This is a genomic window from Candidatus Cryosericum septentrionale, assembly GCF_003570995.1.
Classification (GTDB): domain Bacteria; phylum Caldisericota; class Caldisericia; order Cryosericales; family Cryosericaceae; genus Cryosericum; species Cryosericum septentrionale.
In genome coordinates, this window is record NZ_QXIY01000025.1 from 1 (window position 1) to 6,939 (window position 6,939).

Annotated in this window: 4 protein-coding genes; all 4 read right to left on the reverse strand. The window is 54.9% G+C overall.

What is annotated here, in order from left to right:
* On the reverse strand, window positions 1-992 hold a 992-nt coding region (locus SMC1_RS05800), incomplete at its 3' end, for a GTP-binding protein (RefSeq protein WP_119085840.1).
* A gap of 21 nt (window positions 993-1,013) precedes the next feature.
* On the reverse strand, window positions 1,014-5,195 hold the full coding sequence (locus SMC1_RS05805) for a hypothetical protein (RefSeq protein ID WP_165849257.1): 4,182 nt from the start codon (window positions 5,193-5,195) through the stop codon (window positions 1,014-1,016).
* Between the two features lie 256 nt (window positions 5,196-5,451).
* Complete coding sequence (locus SMC1_RS05810; protein WP_119085842.1) at window positions 5,452-6,120, reverse strand: glycosyltransferase family 2 protein; 669 nt, start codon at window positions 6,118-6,120, stop codon at window positions 5,452-5,454.
* Window positions 6,117-6,939 (reverse strand): lysophospholipid acyltransferase family protein (locus SMC1_RS10600; protein WP_165849258.1); only part of this gene is annotated, 823 nt, incomplete at its 5' end. The genes SMC1_RS10600 and SMC1_RS05810, both read right to left, overlap by 4 nt.

Sequence of the window (6,939 nt, forward strand, 5' to 3'; positions counted from 1 at the left end):
TTTCCGCTATAGATGCGCATGAACGACAACTTGCCGACGAACGGGTCTGAGGTGGTCTTGAACACAAGTGCTGCTACACGCGCCGCTGGATCAGCCTGGAGTTCCACCGTCTCATCGGTCCCCTTGCGAGTCGCTTGGACCGAAACCTCTACGGGCGAAGGAGCGTAGGACGACACAAAATCCATGAGGTAGTCGCAACCGACCCCTTTCAGGGCAGACACGCCAAGGACGGGGAACACTTGGCGTTTCTTGAACGCTTTGGTGAAGACCATCACGAGCTCGTCCTGAGTCAGAGCTTCTCCACCAAGATACTTCTCCATGATGGTGTCATCCGATTCTGCAACAGCTTCGGTGAGGGCAACGCGCGCCGACTCGTAGTCGGACCTGACAGCATCGGGAATGGCGTCAGACACACTCGCCTCGTCTTTGCCAGCTGCATACGTATAGACCTTGCCAGTGAGGACGTTGACAAACGAAGAGAAAGCGGGACCTGAGACAATCGGGATCGTCAATGTGGCGACTTTGTGTCCAAAAGCATCCTGTAACTCAGCAACTCGGGCATCGAAGTCGATATTCTCCAGATCGACCTTGTTGATCACAAATGCGACGGGAATATGCTGCACTTCGCACAAACCCCAGAAACGCGGGGTCTGGACTTCAATACCAGCCCCGGCATTGATTGCGAGGAGTGTGGCGTCAGCTACCCTGACCGCCTCCTGTGCTTCTGTCATGAAATCGGCATATCCCGGGGTATCAAGCAGATTCAGCCGAACCCCCTTGTAATCAAACTCGCAAAGGCCAATACTTGTACTGATGTGACGTTTGATTTCCTCATCCAGGTAGTCGGAAACAGTAGTTCCATCTTCGACGCGGCCAACTCTCTGGCTCGCGCCGGCACGGAAAAGCAGGCGTTCTGTGATCATCGTCTTGCCAGAGCCACCTTGTCCAACTAGCGCGAAGTTTCTTATGTCACTCGGGCTGAATCTGCTCACCTTTTCCTCCCCTAGAGAATACTATTCGTTGTCTTCGAGCACTACCTTGGTACTCTTCGCGTGAGTGTCCCCTGCCTTGGGCAGCGTCTCCAGGTCCAGCCCAAGTCCACGAAGTTCTTTCACGAGAACGTTGAACGACTCTGGGGAACCCGTTTCGAAGAGGTTGTTTCCTTTTGTGAGACGCTCGTAAGCCACACGTCTGCCCTCAAGATCGTCCGATTTGATCGTCAGCATCTCCTGCAGTACGGTCGAGGCACCATACGCCTCCAGGGCCCATACTTCCATTTCTCCAAAGCGCTGGCCACCAAACTGTGCCTTGCCACCGATTGGCTGCTGGGTAATAAGGGTGTAGCGGCCAGTCGAGCGCGCGTGCATCTTGTCTTCGGCCAGGTGAATCAGCTTGAGGATATATGCTTCTCCTACGGTAACCTGGCTATCGAAGTACTTGCCAAAGACCCCATCTCGAACGTCCTCCTTGCCGCTGTCGTCGAGTCCAGCTTTGCGAAGAAGAGCTTTGATCTCTTCCTCGGTAGCGCCGTTGAACACGGGCGTCACGGCGCGAACGTTCAACATCCGGGCAGCTATGCCCAGACTGGCCTCAAGAAGCTGGCCGATGTTCATGCGTGAGGGTACGCCAAGCGGGCTCAGGATAACATCGACAGGCGTTCCATCCTGCAGGAACGGCATGTCCTCCTGCGGCAGAATACGCGTAATGACACCCTTGTTTCCATGGCGTCCCGCAACCTTATCTCCGACGATGATCTTGCGTTTCTTGGCGACATAGACTTTTATGATCCGTTCGACGCCGACGGGAAGAGCGTCACTCGTGTTGTCTTTCGTGATCTCCTGCACGTCAATGACGACTCCGTCCTCTCCGGGCGGCACCTTGTAGGATGTGTTCTTGTAGTCACGGGCCTTGTCATGGAACAGAGCGAAGTAGACCCTTACCTCAGGGGACTCCTCCTGTTCAGCGCGTGGCGTGATCTTGCCCACAAGAACATCCTCAGCCTTGACGTGTGCTCCGACCTGAACCACGCCACGCTCGTCCAGATGGCGCGCGAGTTCCTTAGAGACGTTGGGTGGGTCGCGGGTGATCTCCTCTTTGCCGAACTCTGTCGACCTCACCTCGATCTTGTGCTCTTTGATGTGAATGGACGAAAGACTATCGTCGCGTACGAGACGCTCACTGACGATGACGCCGTCCTGGTAGTTATACCCTCGCCATGGGACATATGCAACCAAGAGGTTCTTGCCCAGGGCAAGCTCCCCTTCCGCAGACGCATACCCGTTTGCGAGAAGATCGCCGACGTGTACTTCATCTCCTGTGGAAACGGCCGGGTGCTGGTTGATACACGTGTCCTGGTTCGTCCGCTTGAACTTCTGAAGCTCGAACACACGAGCCCGGGGTACGGAAACGTGGGTCACGCCGTTCTTCGCCATAAGAATCAGATCGTCGCGGGTCAGCTTTCTCCCGACAGCCAGCTTCTTGATCTTGGGCTTGCGAAGCTGAACGTCCTCAGCAAGTGTCTGACCAGCAAGCGATCCGTTGACTCGGAAGAGCTCATAGCCTGCTGCCTTGGCAGGATCATACGTCAGGATACTGGCGTTCTTGTCTTTGGCAAAGAGGTCGCGGAGACTCTCCTCGGCGACCGTGCGGCCGATATTGGAATTCAGGTCCTGCACCGATGTCACACCCAGAATCCGATGGCCGAGAACCTGCTGCCCAATGGGAGTCATGGTAAGCATCTGTAGTTCGACCAACGTGATCTCGTCGCCTTCTTGTATAGGAAGAGAGCGGATTTTTGCATTGTTGATGACGCGGCCAAGCAGAGTCTCGGTGATCTTTGTGCCGGCTTTGTGCACCTTGTTCTTGCCTTCCTGCACATCCTTAGCCAACACTTTCCCGACCAGACTATCATTGGTCAGCACGTCAAACAGGTCCGTCAGCGAATTCTGAACGATGGAACCTGCGGGAACGTATTGAAATGATTCGACTCCCTCATCCGAAAGAGCCTCGACCTGCTCGCGTGAAATCTCCGAGCCTATCAATTTGAGAATAACCTCTGGAACACCGGCAGGCGCGAAGGAAATGGGCACCATGCGGACATCGCCGAGAATACCGGGCTCGTTTGCATCTGAGGCGAGCATGACGGGAATGACATCCACTGGGATGCTGCCGGCCTGGAGGTCCGCCACGTTGACCAAAGGCGAGATCCGGATCTGCTCGGCATCCACATACGAGACGATCCCGTCCACATCGCTGAGCACGAGGTCACCGTTGTCATGAACAACCCGTCCTTCCATGGCAGTCGAAACGCGGGCGCGATCCGGACGTACCAGTGGCACTGCCTGTCGCTGCATGTTGCAACCCATGAGGGCGCGGTTTGCGTCGTCATGCTCAAGGAAGGGAATCAACGAGGCCGAAATCCCAAATACCTGCGACGGCAAGAGGTCAATGTAGTCGACCTTGCCGGCAGGAAGCTCTTTCGGGAGGATTTCGCCGCCTTCGCTGCGCTGCCGGGCGATAACCGTCTTCGAAGTCAGACGGCTCTTCGCATCGACAGCAGTATTGGCTTGGGCGATCGAATGGTGCTCTTCCTCCTCGGCGTCCATATAGACAACGTTCTTCTCGTCCTTGCGACCATTCTCGACCTTGGCATACGGCGCGGTGATGAATCCAAACTGGTCAAGTTTGGCGTATGAACTCAAACTGTTGATTAGTCCTATGTTCCCACCCTCTGGAGTCTCAATGGGACAAATGCGACTGTAGTGGGAAGAGTGGATATCGCGGACTTCCACGCCCGCCCGCTTCCTGTTCAGACCGCCTGGTCCGAGGGAGCTTAGACGTCTCTTGTGCGCAAGACTCGACAACGGGTTGATCTGTTCCATGAACTGGGATAACTGACTCTGGCCGAAGAAGTTTCTGATAGAAGAGATGACCGGCTTGGTGTTGAGGACATTCTGGAGGTTCATCATCTGCTCTGACGAGTAGATCGTGACCTTGTCACGGGTTGCCTTGGCTACCTTCAGCATGCTGTCCTGAATTTCCTCGGCAAGCAACTCCCCCACACGCCTGATACGACGGTTCGCCAGACTGTCGATATCATCGAAGTTAGCTTTGCGTTCGCGGATGTCAATCAGGTGTCGAATAATGGAGACGTAATCGTCTTTGGTCAGAACAGCAGAATCGCTGTCTACTCCAAATCGTTTGTTGATCTTGTACCGACCAATCGATGCGAACGTGTTGTATGCCTGGTCGGTCAAAAGAGTCGAGAGCAGACTCTGCGCAGCCTCGAGCGTAAGGCGCTCCTTCGGTTGCATCTCCTTGAAGATCTGCTTCACCGCCTCTTCCTGATTCGTCGTCTTGTCGGCCTTGAGTGTCTTGATAATCCAGCGGTCAGGCTGTCTGCTGCTGACCAGAAACGAGCTCGCGCCATGATTCTCAAGAAGGCTCATTGCTTTCCGGGTAATCGCAGCACCTTCCTTGATGATCTCCTTACCCTTGGAATCCAGAAGTGGCTCGACAGCCGTATATTCGGCCTGATCGAACACCGACCGAAGCTGTTCGGTGGATAGGCGCTCGGTCTTCTCGATGGTGAAAAGGCGCTCGATCTCCTCGTTGGACTCGATGCCAAGGGCCTTGAGCACAAGAGTCACGGGAACCTTGCGAGCCTTCTTCCGAAGACGCGTGTAGATGACATCGTCCTTGCCGGCCTCAATTTCCATCCAGTTTCCCCGGTCAGGAATAAGGGTCACCATATAGATCTGTGCGCCGGACAACTTGTCCTTTCCACCCTCGAAATAAACGCCAGGCGAGCGGACCAGCTGTGAAACGATCACGCGTTCCGCGCCATTGATGAGGAACGTTCCAAATGGCGTCATGAGCGGAATCTGTGTGATGATAAGTGGCTGTTCCCGTATCTCGCCGGTTTCCTTGTTGATGAGGCGGAAATTGGCACGAACCATCGCTTCAAAACTCAGCCCTGCCTTGTGGCAGTTCTCCATCGACTTGCCCGGCTGTTCGATATCGTGGTTCACATATTCGATCCGCAGTTTGGCGGTGTCGATGGGAAATACTCTCGCAAAGATCTGAGCGAGTCCTGGTCCCAGAAGCCAGTCGTAAGAAGTCTTCTGGAGCTGGAGGAGGTCGGGCATCGCGTAACTTGATTTGATTTTGGTAAAGTCTATAATATCTCCTGCCACGCGCATGGCTCTCCTTTCATATCGGTGTGGAAAAAAGCGGTCAAATTAAAAGTCTACTCCCTTTTGTTTGGCAGTCAACTGCGCTCTCTCCACGATTTTTGAGGCCTTCGCCAATCAACCTCTCTTGTCAGGAAAACATGTCTTTACATCTTCGTCTCCCGTAAACACTCACGCAGCTAGGGAAAAGGGGCTACAATTCCCTCTCGTCTTCACATTGTCCACTCGAAAACGGTCCGCACTGATACAACCGATCAACCTACCACCTGAACAAACCGTATCGCACAAGCACCCCGACAAACCTGAGAGTGTCAGTGAGCGAGTTGATTTTGCTCCTTGCCTCCGCCCGGTAGATAGTCCGAGTCGGCACCCAACCTATCCGATACCCTGCCCTGCCTTCCTTGAAGATAACCTCAGTCTCCAGGTCATACTTGTTCGCCTTCAGCGGCAGAGAGAGGACCGAAGTCAGCTTGTAGTAGCGAAAACCATTCTGGCTGTCGCGGACATTCTGCCCAAGGAACAAGCTAATGAGAAATGAAGACGCGTGGTTCGCGAATCTTCGGATGAAGGGCATCGTCGAGACATTCGACATCCTGTTCCCGATGACCATGTCGTAGCCTTGTTCAGCCGCAGCGATGAACAGCGGGATCTCAGCAGGGTCATGCTGTCCATCAGCATCGATGGTAACCGCGCCATCATAACCACTATCGATGAGATACCTGAATCCAGTCTTGAGCGCAGCGCCCTTGCCCACATTGGACTCGTGGCAAAGGACGATGGCACCCGCGGCACGCGCGGCCCCAGCTGTATTGTCGGCAGAACCATCGTCGATGACCACGGTGGCGGTAACAAATGGACGCACCCCTTCCACGACAGCCGCGATGTTGTGTTCTTCGTTGAAGGCAGGAATAACCGCAGCGATTTTCATGGGACGATGCTCCAGAAATCGAAGAAATTCAGAAACTGTGTGGGATCCTGGTCAACAATAGCCTCGTACTGCTGCGCGAAGTCGACCACAAAAGCTCGCACCCAGGACCGCTCGTCTGAAGCTTCCGGGTTGATTGGCCGGCCAAACTCCAGCAGGAACCTGCCGTTTGGCTGTCGTACAAGGAATCCAGGAATTCCAACGAGCTTCCTGCGAAAAGAAAGCAGTGCTGCCCCACGGGGAAAGCGGACAGGATGCCCAAAAAACTCTACCTCCTCGCCACCGTTCGCATAGTCCCTGTCGGAGACAATAGCCGGCACTTCGCCCTCTGGTAGATGTCGGAGGAGCTCCCTCAATCCGAACCGAACGTCGTGGGCAGTCAGTCCAAAACGCACACGGAGCGACTCATAGAGCCGCTGGACGACCCAACTGTTCTGCGTGAGTGCAATCGCATGCGTCCTGTAGCCGCCAAGGCCAAGCATCGCCCCAGCCAACTCCCAGTGACCATAATGCCCGGTAACCAGGCAGAAGGGCCTGCCACCGGACCGCTGGTCGAGGAGCACGTGTATGTCTGCAAAGTTCACGATCATCGATTCGATGCGAGCATCGCTGGTGGACGGTATCTCGAAGAAGTCGACCAGATTCATGCCAGCCTGTTCGAACGTCCGCAATGCCAACCGTGACAGCTCCCGATGACTTGCTTCAGGCCGCATGATTCTCAGGTTCGCGAAGACCCCTCGCCTCTGCTTGGTGTTGAAAGCAAAGTAGCCCCGCGCAATCAACCTGGCAATGACCAGTCTGAGCCAGACGGGCAACACGGCG

Coding starts and splice junctions, on each gene's coding strand:
- SMC1_RS05810 (WP_119085842.1), bottom strand. CDS start 6,120: ATGAAAATCGCTGCGGTTATTCCTGCCTTCAACGAAGAACACAACATC.